The 20,132-nt window shown below is 55.4% G+C and carries 17 protein-coding genes; 10 read left to right on the top strand and 7 right to left on the bottom strand.

What is annotated here, in order from left to right:
* Positions 1-43 precede the first annotated feature (43 nt).
* On the top strand, positions 44-619 hold the full coding sequence (locus MOY_RS12765) for a hypothetical protein (protein WP_009100381.1): 576 nt from the start codon (positions 44-46) through the stop codon (positions 617-619).
* On the opposite strand, the gene MOY_RS12760 is transcribed toward MOY_RS12765, so the two are convergent.
* The 5 genes from MOY_RS12760 to MOY_RS12740 all read right to left on the bottom strand — a co-directional run bounded on the left by MOY_RS12760 (position 616) and on the right by MOY_RS12740 (position 6,474).
* Positions 616-2,412, bottom strand: coding sequence for an ABC transporter ATP-binding protein (locus tag MOY_RS12760; RefSeq protein WP_050949576.1), 1,797 nt, complete (start codon positions 2,410-2,412; stop codon positions 616-618). The two genes, MOY_RS12765 and MOY_RS12760, sit on opposite strands and share 4 nt — an antisense overlap.
* Before the next feature lie 107 nt (positions 2,413-2,519).
* A complete protein-coding gene (locus MOY_RS12755) occupies positions 2,520-3,320 on the bottom strand; it encodes an ABC transporter ATP-binding protein (RefSeq protein WP_009100377.1) in 801 nt (266 codons plus the stop codon).
* Positions 3,317-4,444, bottom strand: coding sequence for a FecCD family ABC transporter permease (locus tag MOY_RS12750; RefSeq protein ID WP_009100376.1), 1,128 nt, complete (start codon positions 4,442-4,444; stop codon positions 3,317-3,319). The genes MOY_RS12755 and MOY_RS12750 overlap by 4 nt, the downstream gene beginning before the upstream one ends.
* 24 nt (positions 4,445-4,468) lie before the next feature.
* Positions 4,469-5,437 (bottom strand): FecCD family ABC transporter permease, encoded by a 969-nt coding sequence (locus tag MOY_RS12745; protein WP_035540726.1) that lies wholly within the window; start codon positions 5,435-5,437, stop codon positions 4,469-4,471.
* 101 nt (positions 5,438-5,538) lie between these two features.
* Complete coding sequence (locus MOY_RS12740) at positions 5,539-6,474, bottom strand: ABC transporter substrate-binding protein (protein ID WP_009100374.1); 936 nt, start codon at positions 6,472-6,474, stop codon at positions 5,539-5,541.
* 310 nt (positions 6,475-6,784) lie between these two features.
* Between MOY_RS12740 and MOY_RS12735 the strand changes: the two genes are divergently transcribed.
* The 6 genes from MOY_RS12735 (at position 6,785) to MOY_RS12710 (ending at position 15,500) form a co-directional block, all read left to right on the top strand.
* The gene (locus MOY_RS12735) at positions 6,785-9,001 is read left to right on the top strand and encodes a TonB-dependent receptor domain-containing protein (protein ID WP_009100373.1); all 2,217 of its coding nucleotides are present in this window, start codon (positions 6,785-6,787) and stop codon (positions 8,999-9,001) included.
* 402 nt (positions 9,002-9,403) lie between these two features.
* On the top strand, positions 9,404-10,327 hold the full coding sequence (locus tag MOY_RS12730; protein WP_009100372.1) for a LysR family transcriptional regulator: 924 nt from the start codon (positions 9,404-9,406) through the stop codon (positions 10,325-10,327).
* Between the two features lie 69 nt (positions 10,328-10,396).
* Positions 10,397-11,272 carry an AEC family transporter gene (locus tag MOY_RS12725; protein ID WP_009100369.1) on the top strand — a complete coding sequence of 292 codons (876 nt, stop codon included), beginning with the start codon at positions 10,397-10,399 and terminating at the stop codon, positions 11,270-11,272.
* Between the two features lie 82 nt (positions 11,273-11,354).
* Complete coding sequence (locus tag MOY_RS12720; protein WP_009100368.1) at positions 11,355-12,554, top strand: PQQ-dependent sugar dehydrogenase; 1,200 nt, start codon at positions 11,355-11,357, stop codon at positions 12,552-12,554.
* An 85-nt stretch (positions 12,555-12,639) separates the two neighbouring features.
* Positions 12,640-14,085, top strand: coding sequence for a sensor histidine kinase (locus MOY_RS12715; RefSeq protein ID WP_009100367.1), 1,446 nt, complete (start codon positions 12,640-12,642; stop codon positions 14,083-14,085).
* Positions 14,086-14,096: 11 nt separating this feature from the next.
* A complete protein-coding gene (locus tag MOY_RS12710) occupies positions 14,097-15,500 on the top strand; it encodes a sigma-54-dependent transcriptional regulator (RefSeq protein WP_009100366.1) in 1,404 nt (467 codons plus the stop codon).
* Positions 15,501-15,678: 178 nt separating this feature from the next.
* Here MOY_RS12710 and MOY_RS12705 read toward each other — a convergent pair whose 3' ends face one another.
* On the bottom strand, positions 15,679-15,876 hold the full coding sequence (locus tag MOY_RS12705) for a hypothetical protein (RefSeq protein WP_009100365.1): 198 nt from the start codon (positions 15,874-15,876) through the stop codon (positions 15,679-15,681).
* 277 nt (positions 15,877-16,153) lie between these two features.
* Positions 16,154-16,555 (bottom strand): hypothetical protein, encoded by a 402-nt coding sequence (locus tag MOY_RS12700; RefSeq protein WP_009100363.1) that lies wholly within the window; start codon positions 16,553-16,555, stop codon positions 16,154-16,156.
* Positions 16,556-17,037: 482 nt separating this feature from the next.
* Between MOY_RS12700 and MOY_RS12695 the strand changes: the two genes are divergently transcribed.
* From MOY_RS12695 to MOY_RS12685, 3 genes are all read left to right on the top strand, one after another.
* Positions 17,038-18,240: a quaternary amine ABC transporter ATP-binding protein gene (locus tag MOY_RS12695; RefSeq protein WP_009100361.1), complete on the top strand. Its 1,203-nt coding sequence runs from the start codon at positions 17,038-17,040 to the stop codon at positions 18,238-18,240.
* Positions 18,240-19,070, top strand: a complete 831-nt coding sequence (locus tag MOY_RS12690) for an ABC transporter permease (protein WP_009100359.1) — start codon at positions 18,240-18,242, stop codon at positions 19,068-19,070. The genes MOY_RS12695 and MOY_RS12690 overlap by 1 nt, the downstream gene beginning before the upstream one ends.
* Positions 19,071-19,187: 117 nt before the next feature.
* Positions 19,188-20,054, top strand: coding sequence for a glycine betaine ABC transporter substrate-binding protein (locus MOY_RS12685; protein ID WP_009100357.1), 867 nt, complete (start codon positions 19,188-19,190; stop codon positions 20,052-20,054).
* The last annotated feature ends 78 nt before the right edge of the window (positions 20,055-20,132 follow it).

Here is a 20,132-nt window from a genome sequence, read left to right as displayed (position 1 = left end):
AGCCATGGGGTCTGCTGGTGAGTTCCTAATGCGGAGACGCGCTGTGAAAGCTTTGATTGCTCTTATCCCACTGCTGTTGGCGGTGCCGGTTCATGCGGATTGGCAGCTAGATCCTGCTCAGTCACGGGTGCAGGCGTCGATTACTCAATTAGATGGTGAGGCCCCGCAAACCCATCACCATCAGGTCAATAATTTACAGGGCGATATTGCTGCCGATGGCACGCTGCGCCTGCCGCTGCGCTTGAGCCAAACCGATCTGCTCAATCGCTTTGGGGAGCTGCCGCCGTGGGTGGGCTTGCTGGCGAATACCACGCTGGTGACGCTGGTGGCGCAAATGCCGCCAGAGCGGTTAGACGGCTTGGATATTGGCGAGTCGATGGTGGAAACGCTCACCTTCCGGGTGCAAACCGACCTGATTAACCAAGAAGAAGCCGTGCCGCTGCGCTTTACCCGTGAAGGGTTAAATGAAGTGCGCGTTACCCATGCCGAACCGATGGCCATGGATGGCAGAGCGTTGATGGCAAACGGAACGGTGCGAACCGTGCTCTCAATGCTGGGCTACCAAGAGATTGACGAGCATGTGCCCGTCACCCTAAATGCTCTTTTAGTTAACCGCTAAGGCGCTGAATGGCGCTTTTCGTGGCTGAGTACTTCTACATCCCCTGCTTGGGCATCGCCCGTTTGTACTCGCCACTGCGCGGCGTAGTGGCCGTTAGCTTCCAATAGGATTGAGTGGCTGCCGCGCTCGGCTACTTGGCCCTGCTCAATCACTACGATTTCATCGGCGTGAACGATGGTCGAAAGCCGGTGGGCAATCATAATCACCGTGCGGCCATGGGCGATGCGTTTTAGCGAGCGCTGAATAGCCGCTTCGGTTTCGTTATCCACCGCGCTAGTGGCTTCATCTAGCACTAGAATAGGCGGATCTTTAAGCAGCGCCCTGGCCAGCGAAAGCCGCTGGCGCTGGCCACCAGAAAGCCGCACGCCCCGTTCGCCTACCGGTGTATCCAGTCCTTGAGGCAGCACTTCAATAAAGCTCCACGCCTCGGCAGTTTTTGCGGCATCGATAATGTCTGCATCCTCGGCCTCGGGTTTGCCGTAGGCGATATTGTCACGAATGCTGCCTTCGAACAGGTACACATCTTGGCTGACCAAACCAATCGCTTGGCGCAGCGAATGCATGCTGACCTCAGTGATCGGCTGGCCGTCGACCAGTACGCGACCGTTTTCAGGGTCATAGAAACGCAGCAGTAGTTTAATCAATGTTGATTTACCGGAACCTGTCGCTCCCACCAGCGCCAAGGTATTACCAGCAGGCACGTGCAGGTCAACGCCTTTCACCCCAACTTGGCTTGTTGCGTACTGGAAGCTCACTGCCTCAAATCGCACCTCGCCTTTGATTGGCGCGGCCAGGGCCGTTGTGCTGTCGTCTTTAACCGTAATAGGCACTTCCAGCAGGTCGAGAATCCGTTTGGTGCTGGCCATAGCGCGCTCGAACAGGTCAATCACCTGAGCGAGGCCAGTGAGCGGCCACAGCAGGCGCTGGGTAAGGAACACCAGCACACCGTAAGCGCCGACGTTCAGCGTGCCGTTCAGTGCCATCATGCCGCCGACGGTAAAAGTGGCGAGAAAGCCCGCCAGAATCGCCATGCGGATAACCGGAATAAACGCAGAACTGACTTTAATCGCTCGACGGTTGGCTTCCACATAGGCTTCGCTGGCATCGCGTAGCCGTTCGGCTTCTCGCACTTCGCTGGTAAAGCTTTTAATGGTGGCAATGCCGCTCAGGTTATTAGAAAGACGGCTGGCAAGATCACCGACCTTCTCGCGCACGTCACTGTAAAGTGGCCCGGCTTTGCGCTGGAAGAAGAACGCGCCCCAAATGATCAGCGGAATAGGCGTAAACGCCAGCAGCGCGATGAGCGGCGAGAGCACGAAGAACACCGCGCCCACGGCCACTACCGTGACCACTACTTGAATCAGCGCGTTGGCACCGCCGTCCAGAAAGCGCTCTAGCTGGTTCACGTCATCGTTCATGGTAGCCACTAGCTGGCCGGAGCTTTTCGATTCGAAAAACGCCATATCCAATCGCTGGGCATGCTCGTAGGTGTCCTGGCGCATATCCGCCTGCAGCCGCTGGGCTAGGTTGCGCCAGAGGATTTGGAACAGGTACTCAAACAGCGACTCCCCCGCCCAAATAAAGAAGGTGAGCACCGCCAAAATGGTGATCTGCTCCTGGGGGGATTCAAACCCCAGTCGCGCTACAAAGCTGTTTTCCTGGTTCACCACTACGTCGATGGCCACGCCAATTAGGATTTCCGGGGCGATATCGAACAGCTTGTTGATAATCGAGCACATCGTGGCAGTGATAATCTGCCGCCGATAACCTTTGGCGTAGCGCAGCAGGCGCATTAAGGCGTGGAAGCTTTGATTGACGGACGCTTTGTCGGCGCGGGTCGGGGAAGAAGCCACATCGATTCCTTTTACGTTGTTATCTAGGGTGGTTAACCGTCAACACGTTACGCGGGTTGGCTCGCCCGCCGCACATTGGCGAGCAAAGGGCTGCCGGTATCGGGATCGAGCAGCAGCGTGCACTCCACCTGATACAGCTCCCGCACCAGCGCGGGCGTGACCACCTCTGATGGCGCACCCTGGGCAACAATTTGCCCGTCGCGCATGGCAATCAGGTGGTCGGCGTAGCGGCAGGCGCTGGCCAGGTCGTGCAGCACCATCACCACCGTGCGGCCCTGGCAGGCCAGGCCGCGCACCAGCTCGAACACCTCGATTTGGTGGCCTAAGTCTAACGCGGAGGTGGGCTCGTCGAGTAGTAAAAGCGGCGTTTGCTGGGCGATGGTCATGGCGATCCAGGCGCGCTGGCGTTGGCCGCCGGAAAGCGCTTCCAAAGGCCGGTCGGCAAGCGCTTCCAGCTCGGCAGCGGCAAGCGCATGTTGCACCACCTGTTGATCTTCCGCCGACCACTGGCGTAGCCAGCCTTGGTGGGGCTGGCGACCAAAGCGAATTAACTCAGTCACCGTCAGCCCTTCCGGCGCGACCGCCTCCTGGGGCAGTAGCGCCAGCTTGGTGGCAAGTTGGCGGGCGGGCATCTGGGCGATATCGTGGCCGTTTAACAATACGGCACCGCTATCGGGTTTGTGCAGGCGGGCAAGCCCAGAGAGCAGCGTGGATTTACCACAGCCGTTGGGGCCAACAATGGCGGTCACTTGCCCGCTGGGCAAGCTAACGCCGAGTTCGCGAATCACTTGGCGCTGGCCGTAGCTCATGCTGAGCGCATCGGTGGAAAGCGTGGGTAATGAGGTCATGGGCGACTCCGGTGTGGGCGCATTAGTATCCAGAGTAGCCAGGGGCCACCCACCACGGCGGTAACAATCCCCACGGGGATCTCGATGGGGGCAAACAGCGTGCGGCCTGCTAAATCGGCCAGCACCATCACCAGGGCACCCGCCAGCGTGGCGGCTAGAATGGGTACATGGCGGGCGCTGGAGAGCGAACGGGCAATTTCAGGGCCAATCAGCGCTATCAATCCAACCGGCCCCGCCACGGCAACGGCCAGCGCGGTGAGCACCACTGAAAGTAACAGCACCTGCAACCGCCGCGCTTTCACCGCAGTGCCTAAGCCACTGGCAATGGCATCTTTAAAGCGCAGCAGCGTGAGCGAACGGGCCAGCGCCAGCGCGGCCACCAGCCCTAGCGCCAAGCCAATGCCCAGCAGCTGTACTGCACTTGCCGGGCGAGCATTGAGGGAACCGACGGTCCAGGGGTAGGCGGCGTTGGCGGCATCAATGGCCACCCGCGCCAACATCAGCTGCGTCACCGCGCCAAATACCGCGCCCACGCCGATGCCTGCAACAATAAAGCGGTAGCCCTGAGTGCCGCTGCCTGCGGCTAAGCCAAAGGTGAGCACGGCGGCGGTAGTCGCGCCTGCCAGCGCCATGGCGGGCGGTGCGATGCCTAACCCCAAGCCTACAATCGAAGCCACCGCAAAGGCGGTGGCACCGTTATCAATCCCGATAATGCCAGGCGTCGCCAAACGGTTGCGGGCCAGGGTTTGCATCAGCACCCCGGCCAGCGCAAAGGCGGCGCCGGTGAAACAGGCGGCGATGAGGCGCGGCAGGCGCAGCTGCTGCACCATAAACGTTGTCATGCTATCGCCCTGCCCCACTAAGGAAGCCACCACCGCATTCGGGGAAAGCGTCACGCTCCCCAGGCTTAAATAGAGCACGCAGACGGCCAGCAGCACGGCACTAAGCCCCATATTTACTGCCACGGCGCGCTTTTCCAGCAGTACGCTCACTCCGCGGGGCAGCGCGGCACGCCAGTAGCCCTGCGGAGCCGCGACCGCCTGGGCACTCATGCTTTCATAATAAGCCGTGGAGGTGTGGGGCAGCACCACACCGCTGAGCGACTGTTTTGCCGTGTTTTTCATAGCATCAGATAACCAAAAGGAGCGTTAGAGCATGGGTAGGCGTTTGGCCCGCACCACCGCGATCAGCACCGGCGCGCCGCAGAGCGCGGTGAGCACGCCTAACGGCAGCTCGGAAGGGGCAACCACAACACGGGAGATAATATCGGCGGTGAGTACGATCAGCGGGCCGACAGGCAGGCAGAACCAGAGCGTGCGGCGAATATCCGGCCCGGCGATGGCCCGCGCCACAAAAGGCACCACGAGCCCCACAAACGCAATCGGCCCGGCAATGGCGGTGGCCGCGCCGACTAATAGCGCCACACAACCCACGGCCAGCCAGCGAATCAGCCCAGGGCGGTGCCCTAAACCGCTCGCGGCCCTCTCCCCAAGTGCCAGCGCGGCCAGCGGCCGGGCAATCACAACAACGCCTGCCCCTGCTACTAGCAGGCTGGGCAGCACGGCCCATAAATCATCCAACCGCCTACCCGCCAAGCTGCCTACCACCCAAAAGCGAATCTCATCGGCGGCACTCTGGTCGTAAAGCAGCATCAGAGCGCTGAGTGAACCGAGCAGCCCCGAAAACGCGGCCCCCGCTAACACTAAGCGCACCGGGTCATTCCCCACATCGCGCAGCCGAGCCACGCTGAGCACGCACACACAGCCGATGAGCGCCCCTAACTGGGCTACTGGAATGCGCAAAGTGGCCGCGCTGGCCCCTAACACCAGCGCCAGGGAAACGGCAAATGCAGCGCCTGCGCTCACGCCCAACAAGCCCGGCTCGGCCAGCGGGTTGCGGGAAACGGCCTGTAGCAGCGCCCCCGCCACGCCCAGCGCCACGCCTACCGCAATACCTATCAACGTGCGCGGTGCACGCAGCTCCCACACAATAAAACGCGCTTCCGCGTGATCGCTTCCGCTTAGCAGCCCCAGCACTTGGCGTGGACCAATACTGCCTGCGCCAATCAACAAACTAACGACGCTCACCGCCACAAGGGCGGTGAGCAGAAGGAACATCCAGGAGCGTGGTGAGCAGCGCCTGCCGCTCACGTTGTTAGCAGCAAAGTTAGAAATATCGTTAGCAAAGGACTTCACGGCAGCATCGTTCACGGCATCGTTCACGGCAATAAGGCTTTCTCGATGTCGTCTAGAATCGCTTGGGCAGCCAACGGGCCGTTGGCACTGCTCCAGAGCTGGCCGTTTACCGGCACCACCCGCTCGTTCTGTACCACGTTCAAGCGGTTGAAGGCGGCGCTCTGTTTGGCGCTCTCCAGGGCGGCTTGGCCGTCATCATTGAGCGTAGCTAAGAACAGCCAATCGCCGTCTACCTGAGACAGATTTTCAAGGCTTAATACGTCGCTGTGAGCGCTGTCTGCTTTGATAAGGCCCGCATCTTGAACACCAAGCCCGACCTTTTCTAACAAGCCGGTGGCGATCAGTTGCGTCGACATCACCATCGGGCCACTGGGCATCCAGCGCGCTAAAAAGGCAGTGCCACCGACATCGGCAGCGGCAATCGCTGTCGCCAGTTCAGCGGCACGCAGGTCTACAGCGGCAATGGCGTCTTCAATCGCATCTTCCTGGTTCAAGGCCTGGCCGAACAGACGCGCTTCGGCTTCCCAGTTATCTGCCGCCAGCGGTTGGGTGTGGGGAACCACGGTAGGCGCAATTTGCGATAGCAGCTGATACTGCTCCTGCGGCAGTTGGGCCGCGGCTAAAATAAGGTCCGGCTGCTGGGCCAGCACTGCTTCAATATTAATTTCTCGCACGACGCCTACAATCTCAGGGTGTTCGAGCTCGTTCGCACTGAGGTAGTCGGTCACGTATTCCGCCACGTTGTCGCCGCCACGGGTGGTCACCGCCCCTACCGGGGTTACGCCTGCCGCCAGCGCGGCATCCAGCGCGCCTTCATACAGCGTCACCACACGCTCGGGGGCATCCGCCACCTCGACGTCACCATAAGCGGTCTCCAGCGTGCGCGCCTGAACGGTGCCCACCAGCAAGATGCTTATCAGCATCCCGAGTAAACCGCGCTGCAATAACGTGTGTCGCATGTGTCTCTCCCAGTGAAATGCCCAGTGAAATGCTTTGCTTTAACAAACACTCCAATAATAACGATTCTCAAAAGCACTTGCACTTCTATTCCAACGAATAGCGTGTTGCCGTTTCTGCAACCCTGGCCTTCGGCACCTTCTCAGCAGGGTAAAACGCTGATGGCATTGCGCCTTGAAGCGCCCTGTTCCATTAAGCGCAACACAATGTTCGATGAAACAACCTCGCAAGTGGGAACTTTTCTTCTTAGAATCTGAAACTCATTTGATAATCAATTTCATTGGTAAACAATACTCATATCAGGGGATCGACATGCCACGCTTTACTCGCACCGCCCTCGTAAGCGCCATCGCGCTCAGCGTTACTGCGACGGCTCATGCCCAAGAGGCCTCTCAGAACAGCACTCAGCTTAACAATATGGTGGTCACCGCCGCCGGTTATGAGCAAACGCTGAACAATGCCCCTGCGAGTATTGCCGTAGTCACCCGTGAAGAGCTGGAACAAAAACAGTTCGCAAACATTGCTGAGGCAATTGCCGACGTGCCAGGCGTCGACGTTCGCTCAGGTACGGGCAAAACCGGCGGCCTGAACATATCGATTCGCGGTATGCCTAGCGCCTATACGCTCATCCTGATTGATGGTCGTCGTCAGAATACCTCTGGCAGCGTGACGCCCAACGGCTTTGGTGAAACGTCAACCGGCTTTATGCCGCCGCTTGCCGCGATTGAGCGTATTGAAGTGATCCGTGGGCCGATGTCGACACTTTACGGCTCCGACGCTATGGGTGGTGTCATTAATATTATTACCCGCCGCGTAGGCGAAGAGTGGGTAGGTTCAGTAACGGTTGAGAACACTTTCCAGCAGGATCGCGATGCGGGCAATAGCTCAGCGATCAACTTATACACATCTGGCCCCTTGGTAGAAGATACTGTTGGCCTTCAGTTACGTGGTCGCCTATTCGACCGCGACAGCTCTGAGCGCATGGTTGAAAATAGCGCAGGGCGCGACCCTCGCCCAGTAGAAGCACGCAATTACTCTATCGGTGGGCGCTTAAATGTAACACCAGACGACACCAATGAATTCTGGCTAGACGCCGAGCGCTCGCGTCAAACGTATAGCAACGACGACTGCCGCCTTGGCAGCCTTGATGGATGGGCACGCGACTGCTCAACAGAAGCTCCGGACAGTGCCTGGGGCTATAAAGATGAGTTGCGCTTCAATCGCGATCAGGTCGCTATTGGACACTCGGGGCACTACAGCGCAGGCACCTGGGAAAGCAGCGTTACCCACAGCACCACTGAGACCCTAGGCCGTACGTTGCCTGAAGGTAGCGCACCTGAATATGGTTACGAGGCCCAAGGGGGCGAAGATCGCCTGTTGGAAAACCGCGACATTATTGTTGATACCAAGTTTGTTGCCCCCATTGGCGACCATATTGCGACGATTGGCGGCCAGTACATCGATGCCAAATTAGAAGATGGCGCAGCCGGTAACCAAGCGTTTGAACAAACCAGCTGGGCACTGTTTGCCGAAGATGAGTGGCTGTTGCGAGACGATCTCGCCTTTACCTTTGGCGGACGCTACGAACATCACGACGCTTTCGGCGGCCATTTTAGCCCACGCGGCTACCTGGTGTGGAACACAACCCCCAACTGGACGCTGAAAGGTGGCGTAAGCCGTGGCTATAAGACACCGTCGCTGAACGACCTGCATGACGGCGTGACTGGCTTCATCGCGCAAGGCCGCACCGTCACAATTGGTTCGCCCAACCTGGAGCCAGAAAAGAGCACCAACTATGAAATTGGTGCGATTTACGACAACCAAGACGGCTTTGCAGCGGGGGCTACCGTTTTCTACAATCGTTTTACGGATCGTATTGCCAACAGCACTCCCTTACCTAACTGCCAGTTTATCGATGACAACGGCAACACCCCCAATGCGGGACTCGCCAACTGTGTCAGCGTGGGCAGCTTTACACAGCAAGAAAACTTCCGTCAGCAGATCAATATTGATAAAGCCGAAACCCGTGGCGTCGAGCTAAACGCAAGCTATCAAATCGCCCCGGCGTGGCATGTCAGCGGCGGCTACACATTTACCGACTCTGAAGTGAAGTCCGGTGCTAACGAAGGCCAGCTGTTAACCAACACCCCGAAACATAAGCTCACCGCTGATCTGACCTGGGCGATTAACGACCGCTGGAGCACCACACTGGAGAGCGAGTACTACTCTTCTCGCGAGCGCTTCACTGGCACCCCAAGCGGTCAATCTGCTTCCTTGGTAGAGCAGCTTGGTAATAACCTCGATGGCTATGCACTGTTTAACCTGCGCAACTCCTACCGTTTCAGCGACAACGTGCGAGTAACCGGTACTATTTACAATCTGTTTGATAAAGACTTCACTGGTTCCGATACCTTTGAACACAACGGTGAGACCCTGCGTGCCTACCGCTTTACTCAAACCAGTAGCTTCACCAATGGCGTAGCTCTGGATGGCCGCAGTTTCTGGGTCTCCGCCACTTACGACTTCTAACGCTTGAGGGTTCACTTACTGTTTCAATGCTGGCTTGCTGCCCCGGCCTTGTGCCGGGGTTTTTCGCTTTTGTATAAAGCGACCACTGCAGTCACTTCCCGCTATGGTCGCGATTCAATGGATTAATCTATTTAAACGCATTCGCTTGGGCAGTATGAGCAGTGCGCGTACTCCTTACCGACTGACGCTCTCACGCACCTTCACTTATTTTAAGAAACAGCCTGTTATGACGGTGCCTTTGCTTGCCCGCTGGCCGATATAACAAAATACGGCTACTCGCTGGTGGCCGCCCTCAAGCGACAGCAATATAGGTTCAAAAAACCGGAACACAAATAGCAATTATTTTCATTCAAAAAATTAAGTGGCACAATAGCCGCCTCCGTTTCTCTAGTGGCTCCGACTATGTACGATTTTGATGAACTCGCCGCCTTTAACGACATAATGACCACCGGCAGTTTGACGCGCAGCGCACAGAAGCTCGGGCTTGCAAAATCTACCTTAAGCCGCCGGATTAGCCAGTTAGAGGCTCGTCTCAACCAACCGCTGCTGCGGCGCCAAGCAAATCGTTTGATTCCTACCGAAGCGGGCCTGCTGTTTCACCACTACTGCATCGAGTTACTGGCCATGGCCGCCCACAGCCAAGAGGCCTTAGCAGAGCTGCGCGAGGAGATCAGCGGTAAAGTCACGTTAGAGGTACACGGCGCCCTGGCTCGGGGGTGGATAGCGGGGGTAATAGATGCATTTTTAACCCGTTACCCCAAAATCGAGCTAACGCTGCATACCCGGGAAAGGCCGCCGACGAAGATGCAAAGCAACAGCGTGCACATTTGGCTAGGCGCCCCCCATGAGTGCGGCCTGAATCAAGAGCGTTTAGGCCATCTCACCCGTGGTCTTTACGCCAACCCGCGCTACCTGGGTAATGTAGGAACCCCGCAGCATCCCAACGAGCTTGACGCACACGCCTGGATCGACCTACTGGACACCGCCTCCAGCGGCCTCTTACTGCATCATCCAGAACACGCTGACTACCTCTTTAACGCACCCCGCTCGCGGCTACAGGTAGATCTCACAGCGCTGCACATTGATGCCATTGCTTACGGCCAGGGGATCGGCTTGCTGCCACATTGGTTGGTTGAAGGCCGCGAACGGCACCACCCTGGCGATTTGATAAACTGTTTGCCAGGTTGGGAGCCTGCCCCACTTCCCGTCACGCTACTGTATGCCTATGGGCACCACTCTCGCCGGGTAAACGCTCTACTGGCGTTTCTGCGCGAGCAGGTACCCGCCGCGTGGCAAACCCGTACGGAAGCCGTTCACTCTGGTTAAGAGGTTCGCCTTGCCAGTTAGCCGCCTAATTATCCACAATAGGCAGCCGATGATCGTCAAGGAACCTTAATGCTCGCTGAACTCTTCGCCGTCATGGCACCCGTGCTGGCCGGTGCCGGACTGGGCTTTTTATGGGTTCGTCTCGGCCAACCCTACCCGGTCGATTTTGTGACGCGCCTGGTTTTCAATATTGGCACTCCAGCGTTGGTGCTAGCGTCACTCTCCGGGGCGGCCATCGATGCCAGCACGTTTGGGCAAGTGATGCTGGCCGCGGCCCTCGTCATTATGAGCATGGGCGCCGCCAGCTTTGCTGTCGCAACATTGCTGCGCCGCGATTGGCGGGTGCTGATTGCGCCGATGATGTACCCCAACACCGGCAACATGGGACTGCCGGTGGTGCTGTACGCGTTCGGCAGCGCGGGCTTTGCCTACGGTATTACAGTGATGGTGACGGTTTCACTGTTTCAGTTCACCTTGGGGGCCGTGCTAAGCAGCAGCGGTAGCCCAATCAAAACGCTGCTCAGGACCCCGACGGTGTATGCCATCGTCATTTCCATGGCGCTGCTGCTCACCGATACCTCACTCCCCTTGTGGATGGCCAACACGGTGGACCTTATGTCAGGCTTTACCGTGCCTCTGATGCTCATCACGCTTGGCGTATCGCTGGCCAGTATTCAGGTGAAAAGCCTGCGCTCTGGCGTTGGCTTTAGCCTAATCCGTATTCCGCTGGCAGCCGCCGCTGCTTGGTTCATTGCCGGTTGGCTAGGCCTGCCGCCACTGGCACAGAACATTTTAGTAGTGCAGATGTGTATGCCAGTGGCGGTCTTCAACTACCTGTTTGCCCAACGTGCCCAGCGCGAACCTGCCTATGTGGCAAGCCTCGTCTTCTGCTCAACGCTAATGGCGCTGTTCTACTTACCGGCATTGCTGGCGCTACTGATGTAGCGCCGGGAACCCCCGCCCGTTTAAGGCAGTCACTGCTAGACTACTACCCTGACTCCGCGCTAACCGAGGACAAACGATGCCCATGCACACCATGCCAACGCGACACCTCATATCCGCTCGACCGCAAACGACACCGCGCTGCTTGTTACGTGTACTGGCAGCACGTTGGGTAGCTCCCTCGCTGGCGGGTCTACTCTTCGCCAATGCTGCCCACGCGGAGGTGGTACACAGTGCGCTGGAAACCGATCACTTCGCGATCACCATCGAACGGGTGGCCGAGGGGCTTGAGAATCCCTGGGCGGTGGCGTTTCTTCCCGACGGTCGCTATCTAGTGAGTGAACGCAGCGGCGCGTTAAACCTTGTTCACGGCACTGGCGAATCGCAACGACTGGCAGGCATGCCAGACGTGAGTCAAAACGGCCAAGGGGGGCTGCTTGATGTAGTGCTCCACCCAGATTTTGGTGACGGGGAAAACGACTGGATTTACTTTACCTGGAGCAAACCCGATGGCAACGCTAGCCGCTCAGCACTGTCCCGAGTGAAGTGGCAAGGCGATACGCTTGGTGAAGTAGAGCACTTGTTTGAGCAAGATCGCGCTTCCTCACCCGGACGCCATTACGGCTCACGGTTGGCATGGCTAGAGGACGGCACCCTACTGATGAGCATTGGCGACCGCGGGACCACCTCGCGTGCCCAGCAGAGCGACGATCATGCAGGCACGACGCTACGGCTGACCGATACCGGCGGCGTACCCAGCGATAACCCCTTTGTTGATGACGACAGTACCTTGGATGAAATTTACACCCTGGGTAATCGCAATATTCAGGGCATGACGGTCTTGAGTAATGGGCAAGCCTGGGTCTCTGAACACGGACCTCGCACCGGCGATGAGCTGAATCTTATTGAGCCAGGCAATAATTACGGCTGGCCAAAAGTTAGCCAGGGTAATGATTACGCCACTAACCAGCCAATTGGCGTAGACTCTCTACCCGGCATGGTTGACCCGGTCTATGTATTTGAAGGTCGTTTTGCCCCCTCGGGCTTGGCCGAGGTCACCAGCGCTGCGTTTCATGCTTGGCAAGGGCATTTATTAGCTGGCGGGTTGGCCAGTAATACGCTGCTGCGCCTAGCGTTAGATGAGGGTCACGTGGTCGATGAAGAGCAAATTCTAAAGGGCGAGTTGGGCAGAATCCGCGATGTGCGCCAAGGGCCGGACGATGCCATTTACTTGCTTACCGATAGTAACCAAGGCAGTCTTTATCGCTTGCAGGCGGCGAACTAATCAACTGCTATGTTGCGCTTGGAAAAAGGGCAAGTGTTGTTTATGAGCCCTGTTTTATAACCACCTACACGAACACGGATGCTCGATGCGACTACGTAACTTGATTATCTTAACAGTGATTTTCCCGCTGTTTATCGTATTGGTGGTGTTTAGTCTTGTGGCTATTAAGTCCCTGGAAGATAACGTTCGCTCCAAGCTACAAACGGAAGTCGAAATTATAACCCGAGCGCTGAGTTCCTCATTGAGCTACGCCGTCGCCCGGGATAGCGGGACGCCATTGGAAGAGGCGCTGCAATCCGCCTTCTCTTTCCACCGCATCTACGGCGCTTACGTGTTTGATACCCAAGGTCGGGAGGTCTACGGACTTGGGCTGGGTAAAAACCTGTTTACTCCAGAAGAGATCCGCCAAGTTATCGAGCGAGACGATCTTTACAGTAACTATCGCCAGCATGAAGGGTGGAACTACTACTCCGCATTGACGCCACTACGCAACCAGGACGGCACGGTTCAAGGCGTGCTTCAGGTGAACCGACTCAATACGGGCATCGAGAATTACACCGGCTTTATTAGTATTGTTGCGGTACTGGTGTTTGTCATCGGCGCGGCGGGTATTGTTTTCAGTATTTGGTGGGGGTTTCGCCACTATATCGAGCGGCCACTCAACCGCCTGCTACACGTAATGCTATTAGTAGAAGGTGGCGACCGCAGCCAGCGTGCAACAGAGGATGGCCCATCGGAGTACCGCCGCTTAGCCTCCGGCCTTAACGGTATGTTAGACGCCATGGCAGAAAAAGACCGCGATATTGACGCCCGCCAACGGCGTGAGATTGAGCTGGAAAAACGCCTACGCAAATCTAAAAAGCTTGCCGAACTAGGCGTACTTGCTGCCGGGGTTGCCCATGAAATCGGCGCACCGCTCACCGTTATTAACGGTCAAGCTCAGCGCTTAGCGCGCCGGGATGTCATTGGCGATGACGAACGGGCAAAACTGGGACGCATACGTGGGGAAGTTGAACGGATTGTTGAAATTGTCCGCCAACTGATGGAGTTAGGCCGGCAACATAACGTAGAGAAAGGTAATCAAGCCCTCGATCAGCTTATTCTAAGCGCCAGCGAGTTAGTGGAAGAGGAGCTTGAGCCTAGAAATATTCGCTTAGACATTGATCTTCCTTCCCCTTCACCCCATTTATTGGTTAACGGGCAGCAAATTGTGCAGGTGTTAACCAATTTACTACGCAATGCCGCCCAAGCGCCTGACGTGAGCCGTATTCAGGTGCGTGCAGCACAGCATGGTGAGGAGTTAACGCTGTGGGTAGAAGACGACGGGCCGGGCATCCCCCCATCAGATCACCACAAAGTATTTGACCCTTTCTTCACCACTAAACCAGTGGGCCAAGGAAGCGGGTTGGGGCTTTCGATGGTGCATCGCATTATTAACGACCACGGCGGGACGATTGGTGTATTTAGCAGCGGCCTTGGTGGCGCTGGCTTTGAAATTACACTCCCCCTTAGTGAAACCGCATCCGCTTGAGGACAACGTTTGTGACCCATCAGGAACCCCTTTTACCTTTATTGGTGGTGGAGGATGACGCCGCTATACGTGAGTTATTAGAAGAAGAGCTCAACGACGCGGGCTACGAAACGCTAGGCGTTCCCAGTGCTGAAGACGCCCTGGCACTTCTTAGCCACACACCTGTGGCGATGATGATTACGGATGTACGCCTTCCTGGAATGACCGGCATCCAGCTTCTTCAGCAGCTGCGTAATAGCGGCAGCGAACTTGGCATTATCGTTATAACCGCATTTGGCACGATTGATCAGGCAGTAGAAGCACTTAAGCTGGGTGCAGATGATTTTCTTACCAAACCACTCGATCTAGACGCCATTCGCGAGGCCGTATTTCGTGTACTGGAGCGCCAGCGTTTGTCGCTTTACCATGAAGAGGCCGAGCTTAGCCATTTCCATGGCATTGTAGGCAAAAGCAATGTCATGCAGTCCCTGTTTCACGATGCCTCAAGGCTTGCCAAAAGCGATGCGCCCATTCTGATCCTGGGTGAAAGCGGTACCGGTAAAGAGCTACTTGCCCGCGCCATTCATCAAGAAAGCCCCCGCCACGATGCACCGTTTGTGCCGGTTAACTGCGCCAGCATTCCTGCAGACCTGATGGAAAGCGAGTTTTTTGGTCATGTTAAAGGGGCGTTTACCGGCGCTAACGAAGCCAAGAAAGGGCTTTTCCATAGCGCTCAAGGCGGCAGCCTGTTTCTAGATGAAATTGGTGAAATGCCCATTAACCTACAAGCCAAGTTACTGCGTGCATTACAGGAAAAAACCGTGCGCCCGGTGGGGGGCGAGCGCGAAGAAGCCGTAGATGTGCGCATTATTGCTGCCACGCACCGGAATCTTGAGAAGGAGATCGAGCAAGAGAATTTTCGCAGCGATTTATTCTACCGCCTAGAAACCTTTTCGTTACGCATTCCACCGCTACGAGAGCGTGGTAGCGACATCGAGCATCTGATTTTTGCACTAATTGACAAGCTAGCAGACGCTCAGGGCAAACACATTGAGCAGATCGAATCAGACGCACTTAATAGCCTGTTGAGCTATACCTACCCTGGAAATGTACGCGAGCTTGAAAATGCCATTATGCGTGCTGTCACGTTAAGCGAGGAAGGGGTTCTGCAGCACCAAGACCTACCCGAACGGCTACGTGAACAAACCAGCCAAGAAAGCGTGAGTGAAATGGCACCGACGGTAAGTGGTGAAGTGTTACCCGGCAACCACGTGCCAGCACCGACTCCCACACGCTGGCCCAGCCTGGAAGAGGTGGAGAAACGTTATATTCGAAAAGTGCTTGAAGCTACCGGCGGCAACAAACGTCGCACAGCTGAAGTACTGGGCATTGCTCGTCGAACACTCTACCGTCGCCTGGAAGATGACGGGGAATAGCCTTAATGCCCCTATCCAAAATGCCCCTATCCAACCTATGTCATAAGCAAGACGTCTTTAGCCAGAAAAATGTTATCCCGTAAACGACGATCGCCATAGCTAAGCCCCTGGGCGTCGCTATGGCGGAGTACATTCATCGTGTAGGAAACAAGTGTTCTACTACCCCTGTTACATAACCTTATAGGTCATCGCTTGGCGCTTCACCAGCGTCTTCATTAGACATGGGGCCCTGGCTCATTGGTTGCTCGGGCTCTGGCTGGGCTTCTTCGTTTGGAGGCGAGTCACCGCCACAGCCTGCAAGCCCTAGGGTACCGAGGGCTAACATTGCGCTAAGCAGTAAGGCGCTTATACGGCGACTCGGGTGGGTAGACATCATGTCGTGCTCCTTCCTTTGATTTGAGGGGGTGTGCTAACCGCCTTTTCAACATAGCGGCTTACTGGATCATTTACCAAATTCAACGTCTGTCCCTCAACACTAGTCACTTAATTACAGTTAGCAGGCAGAGCCCCGGCGAAATTGAATCACTAATGAGTGGCTATCACAGCGACAAAAAAACCCCCGCGGGCGCGAGGGAAAAGGATGATAAACCGTGTGGGGCAGCCGCAGGGAACAGACAGCTGTATCGGCTTATCATCGTAGGGAGCGGTAACAATTACTGGCCTTGAGTTAACTCATCGTCATCATCATCTGCACCGGGCATAGGTTCGGCGCCTTCACCAAAACCTGGCTCTTCGTCAGGATCAGTGGTATTCATACCTGGTTCTTCACCTGGCATAGGCTCTTGAGAAGAAGCTGCATTCTCGTCTAGGGCAGGATCATCCATCGTGGGGTCTTGCATGCCTGGATCATCTGTCATGGCAGGTTCATCACCCATGGCAGGTGCTTGACCATTTGTGGTTGCATCCTGCTCCATCGGCTCTGGCTGCTGCGCTGGTGGTAACTCATCATCGTTATTACCACAACCTGCAAGCGCCAAGGTGCTTACGGTAGCCGCCAACATGCAAAGCGTTAATACGCGTGGGCGCTTGATGGCCGATTTCGTTTGCTTATCCATAAGGCTTGCCTCCGTTAAAACTTATATAAATCGCTAATGCAGCGACTGCTTAATTCCACAAATAACACATATCTGCACATGTATTTATTTGCATGCATCGCCTATTGAGAGCTAAGGCAGCGTCCTACATTTTGCGTTAAACAATTAACATTTAAAGATTGCATTAAAACCTAAACACCACCCTTCATATAACATGCCAAAGAACATAAAAAAATAAAAAAATATTTAAAATCAATAATTTATAAAAATAAAAATAAAGAGACAACCTCATGATTTCACTACATGGCTGGGTTAATTTTGACACATGTAGCGTTTGTTGCCCGCCCGCCCTGGGCCTTTGTGACACATGCCCCTCACTTATGTATAATAATTGTTAATACATTTACACAGTTAACATTAACTTATTCTTATGAATCGACGCCTGTGACTGCTTTTAAAAGCAATTGGCGTAAGAGGGTTCATATCCATAAAAGGCATCACTGATGGAAGAGACACGCCCTGTCAAAATTCAAGTGCGCGGCTTGAGCAAAGTATTTGGCAAGCAGCCTCAAAAAGCATTGGAGCTACGTAATCAGGGGTTGAATCGCTCAGATATTCTTGAAAAAACCGGCCAGACCTTGGGCCTATCGAATATCTCCTTCGATGTCTTTGAAGGCGAGCTACTGGTTATCATGGGCTTGTCAGGCTCCGGCAAATCAACCTTAATCCGCTGCCTTAATCGCCTTATTGATACCACCGAAGGCGAGATCATTATTGACGGTGAAAACATTCCTGCGCTGGGGGAAAAAGCGCTGCTGGAGTGCCGCCGTCGCCACTTCTCTATGGTATTTCAGAACTTCGCGCTCTTTCCCCACCGTACCGTGCGGCAAAACGCCGAGTTTGGGCTTGAAATTCGCGGGGTAGATAAAGCAGAGCGTCAGAAAACTGCTCAGACCGCCCTTACCCAGGTGGGGCTTGATGGCTGGGAAGAAGCGTACCCTAATCAACTTTCTGGCGGCATGCAGCAGCGCGTTGGCCTTGCCCGAGCACTAGCGAACGACTCCAGCGTATTGTTGATGGATGAAGCATTTTCAGCACTTGACCCATTAATACGTAAAGACATGCAGCAAGAGCTTATTCAACTGCAGTCTAAAATGCAGAAAACCACGGTCTTCATCACCCACGACTTAGACGAAGCACTCAATATTGGCGACCGCATCGTGCTGTTGAAAGATGGTGAAATCGTCCAGATCGGCACCCCTGAAGAGATTTTAACGAAGCCTGCTGACGACTACGTTCGCCGCTTTATTGAAGGGGTCGACCGCTCAAGAATACTAACTGCTGAAAGCGCCATGCGACCGGTACGCACCACTGCCCGCGACAGCGATGGCCCACGAACCGCTCTACACCGAATGCGTGACCATAGTATTGATTCGATCTATGTCACCGACCGAGATCGACGCCTCATCGGTTTGCTGGAAGCCGAGATGGCCAGTAGTGCCATTGAGGCCAAATCAGAAACCATTACCCATCACCTGACACAGGATTTCCGAAAAGTGCTTCCTGATGAGCCGCTGCATAACCTATTTGCCATGTTCAACGACAAAAGTTTTCCTATTGCCGTCGTTGATGAGCAGCAGCGACTGCTTGGCGTGGTGGTGAAAGGAGCAGTTTTGGATGAACTCGCACGAGCAGGAGAGCAGTAATGGATATTCCACGCATTCCCTTAGGCGCTTGGATTGAGAACGGCCTCAACTGGCTAACCAGTGAGTACTCGCTCGTTACACGCGGCATTGCCCGATTTACCCAAACCGGTATTAATAGCCTCAACGATGGGCTCATGTGGCTGCCCGAGTGGGCATTAATGGCAATGATTGCGCTACTGTGCTGGAAAGTTGCTAGCCTCCGCCTAGCCATTGGCGCTGTTGCGGGCCTGGCCCTTATTTGGAATCTGGGGCTATGGGACCCCATGATTGAAACGCTCACCCTCGTGGTGATCGCCACGTTCGTTGCCGTACTCATCGCCCTTCCGGTAGGTATCGCGGCAGCTCTATCCGAGCGCCTATATCGGCTTATCATGCCGATGCTTGATTTCATGCAGACCATGCCTGCGTTTGTGTACTTAATTCCAGCGATTCCCTTTTTCGGTATTGGCTCGGTGTCGGCGATTTTTGCTACGGTTATCTTTTCTATGCCGCCCGCTATTCGCTTTACCACCCTGGGCATCCGCCAAGTACCGGTAGAACTTATTGAAGCCGCCGATGCTTACGGCGCCACACGGGGCCAGAAGCTTTTCAAAGTTCAGCTACCGCTCTCTTTACCGACGGTGATGGCCGGTATTAACCAAACCATTATGCTGGCTCTTTCTATGGTGGTTATCGCCGCGATGATCGGTGCCGATGGCTTAGGCAGCGAGGTATGGCGCGCCATCCAGCGCTTGCGCCCAGGTGATGGTTTTGAGGCTGGCATTGCGGTAGTGATACTCGCCATGTTGCTGGACCGCCTAACCCAATCACTGCGCAAAACCCGTCGTTAAAAGGCTAGCAATGGCGCGTTATGTAAAAGATGCAAGAACCATGGGGCTACAAGAGCCAAGCGGTTACAAAACCATTGGGCAACGTTACCCCTCCGTTTAACAAGAAGGAGTAAGAATATGAAAACTCGCACACTCAATCAGCGTGTCCGCCTAGCTTCACTGGCCCTTGTCGCCGGCACAGGGCTCGCTGCTGGCAGTATCGCCCAAGCAAACGGCACGATTAACCTTGCCTATGTCGAGTGGTCTTCCGAGGTCGCTTCTACAAACGTTATTGCAGCAGCGCTTGAACAGGCTGGCTTTGACGTTGAATTAACCTCGCTTTCCGCAGCGGCCATGTTCCAAGCGCTCTCTTCAGGCGATGCTGACGCCATTGTGGCTGCTTGGCTCCCCACAACCCACGCAGACTATATGGAACGCCTGGGTGGCAATGTCGAAGATCTGGGCATGAATCTCGACGGCACTAAGCTTGGCTTAGTAGTGCCTGCCTACACAGATGTAGACTCAATTGCTGATTTGAACGATAACGCCGACAGCTTTAACGGCGAGATCATCGGTATTGACCCCGGTGCAGGCTTGATGTCGCTCACCGAAGAGGTCGTGGATACCTATGACCTCGGGCTGAACCTGCGCAGTGGCAGCGGCGCCACAATGACAGCAGCGCTTTCCAGCGCTATCAACAATGAAGAAGACATTGTGGTCACCGGCTGGACGCCACACTGGATGTTTGCGCGCTTTGACCTTAAATACCTTGAAGATCCAGAAGGCGTTTATGGCGGTGCTGAGCAAATTCATACCGTAGTGCGCCAGGGGCTGAAAGACGATATGCCTGAGGCCTATGCCATCTTAGATGCTTTTGCATGGACGCCCGAGCAGATGGGCGAGGTCATGCTTATGAACCAAGAAGATGGTGCCGACCCCTATGAAAGCGCCCAGCAGTGGGTGGAGGATAACCAAGATGTTGTCGCACAGTGGTTGAACAACTAATATCGTCTTGGCTAAATCAAGTTTATTAGTAGAATGATAAATGAGCTGAAGCTGCACTTTGCTTCAGCTCATTTGTTG

Source organism: Halomonas sp. GFAJ-1 (genome assembly GCF_000236625.2).
GTDB lineage: Bacteria > Pseudomonadota > Gammaproteobacteria > Pseudomonadales > Halomonadaceae > Vreelandella.
This window is presented reverse-complemented; position numbering and strand designations above follow the sequence as displayed.

What these genes read in the sequence shown, in the direction of transcription:
- MOY_RS12760 (WP_050949576.1), bottom strand. Translation starts at nt 2,412, where the DNA reads ATGCGCCTGCTGCGCTACGCCAAAGGTTATCGGCGGCAGATTATCACT.
- MOY_RS12755 (WP_009100377.1), bottom strand. Translation starts at nt 3,320, where the DNA reads ATGACCTCATTACCCACGCTTTCCACCGATGCGCTCAGCATGAGCTAC.
- MOY_RS12750 (WP_009100376.1), bottom strand. Translation starts at nt 4,444, where the DNA reads ATGAAAAACACGGCAAAACAGTCGCTCAGCGGTGTGGTGCTGCCCCAC.
- MOY_RS12745 (WP_035540726.1), bottom strand. Translation starts at nt 5,437, where the DNA reads ATGTTCCTTCTGCTCACCGCCCTTGTGGCGGTGAGCGTCGTTAGTTTG.
- MOY_RS12740 (WP_009100374.1), bottom strand. Translation starts at nt 6,474, where the DNA reads ATGCGACACACGTTATTGCAGCGCGGTTTACTCGGGATGCTGATAAGC.
- MOY_RS12735 (WP_009100373.1), top strand. Translation starts at nt 6,785, where the DNA reads ATGCCACGCTTTACTCGCACCGCCCTCGTAAGCGCCATCGCGCTCAGC.
- MOY_RS12730 (WP_009100372.1), top strand. Translation starts at nt 9,404, where the DNA reads ATGTACGATTTTGATGAACTCGCCGCCTTTAACGACATAATGACCACC.
- MOY_RS12725 (WP_009100369.1), top strand. Translation starts at nt 10,397, where the DNA reads ATGCTCGCTGAACTCTTCGCCGTCATGGCACCCGTGCTGGCCGGTGCC.
- MOY_RS12720 (WP_009100368.1), top strand. Translation starts at nt 11,355, where the DNA reads ATGCACACCATGCCAACGCGACACCTCATATCCGCTCGACCGCAAACG.
- MOY_RS12715 (WP_009100367.1), top strand. Translation starts at nt 12,640, where the DNA reads ATGCGACTACGTAACTTGATTATCTTAACAGTGATTTTCCCGCTGTTT.
- MOY_RS12705 (WP_009100365.1), bottom strand. Translation starts at nt 15,876, where the DNA reads ATGATGTCTACCCACCCGAGTCGCCGTATAAGCGCCTTACTGCTTAGC.
- MOY_RS12700 (WP_009100363.1), bottom strand. Translation starts at nt 16,555, where the DNA reads ATGGATAAGCAAACGAAATCGGCCATCAAGCGCCCACGCGTATTAACG.
- MOY_RS12695 (WP_009100361.1), top strand. Translation starts at nt 17,038, where the DNA reads ATGGAAGAGACACGCCCTGTCAAAATTCAAGTGCGCGGCTTGAGCAAA.
- MOY_RS12690 (WP_009100359.1), top strand. Translation starts at nt 18,240, where the DNA reads ATGGATATTCCACGCATTCCCTTAGGCGCTTGGATTGAGAACGGCCTC.
- MOY_RS12685 (WP_009100357.1), top strand. Translation starts at nt 19,188, where the DNA reads ATGAAAACTCGCACACTCAATCAGCGTGTCCGCCTAGCTTCACTGGCC.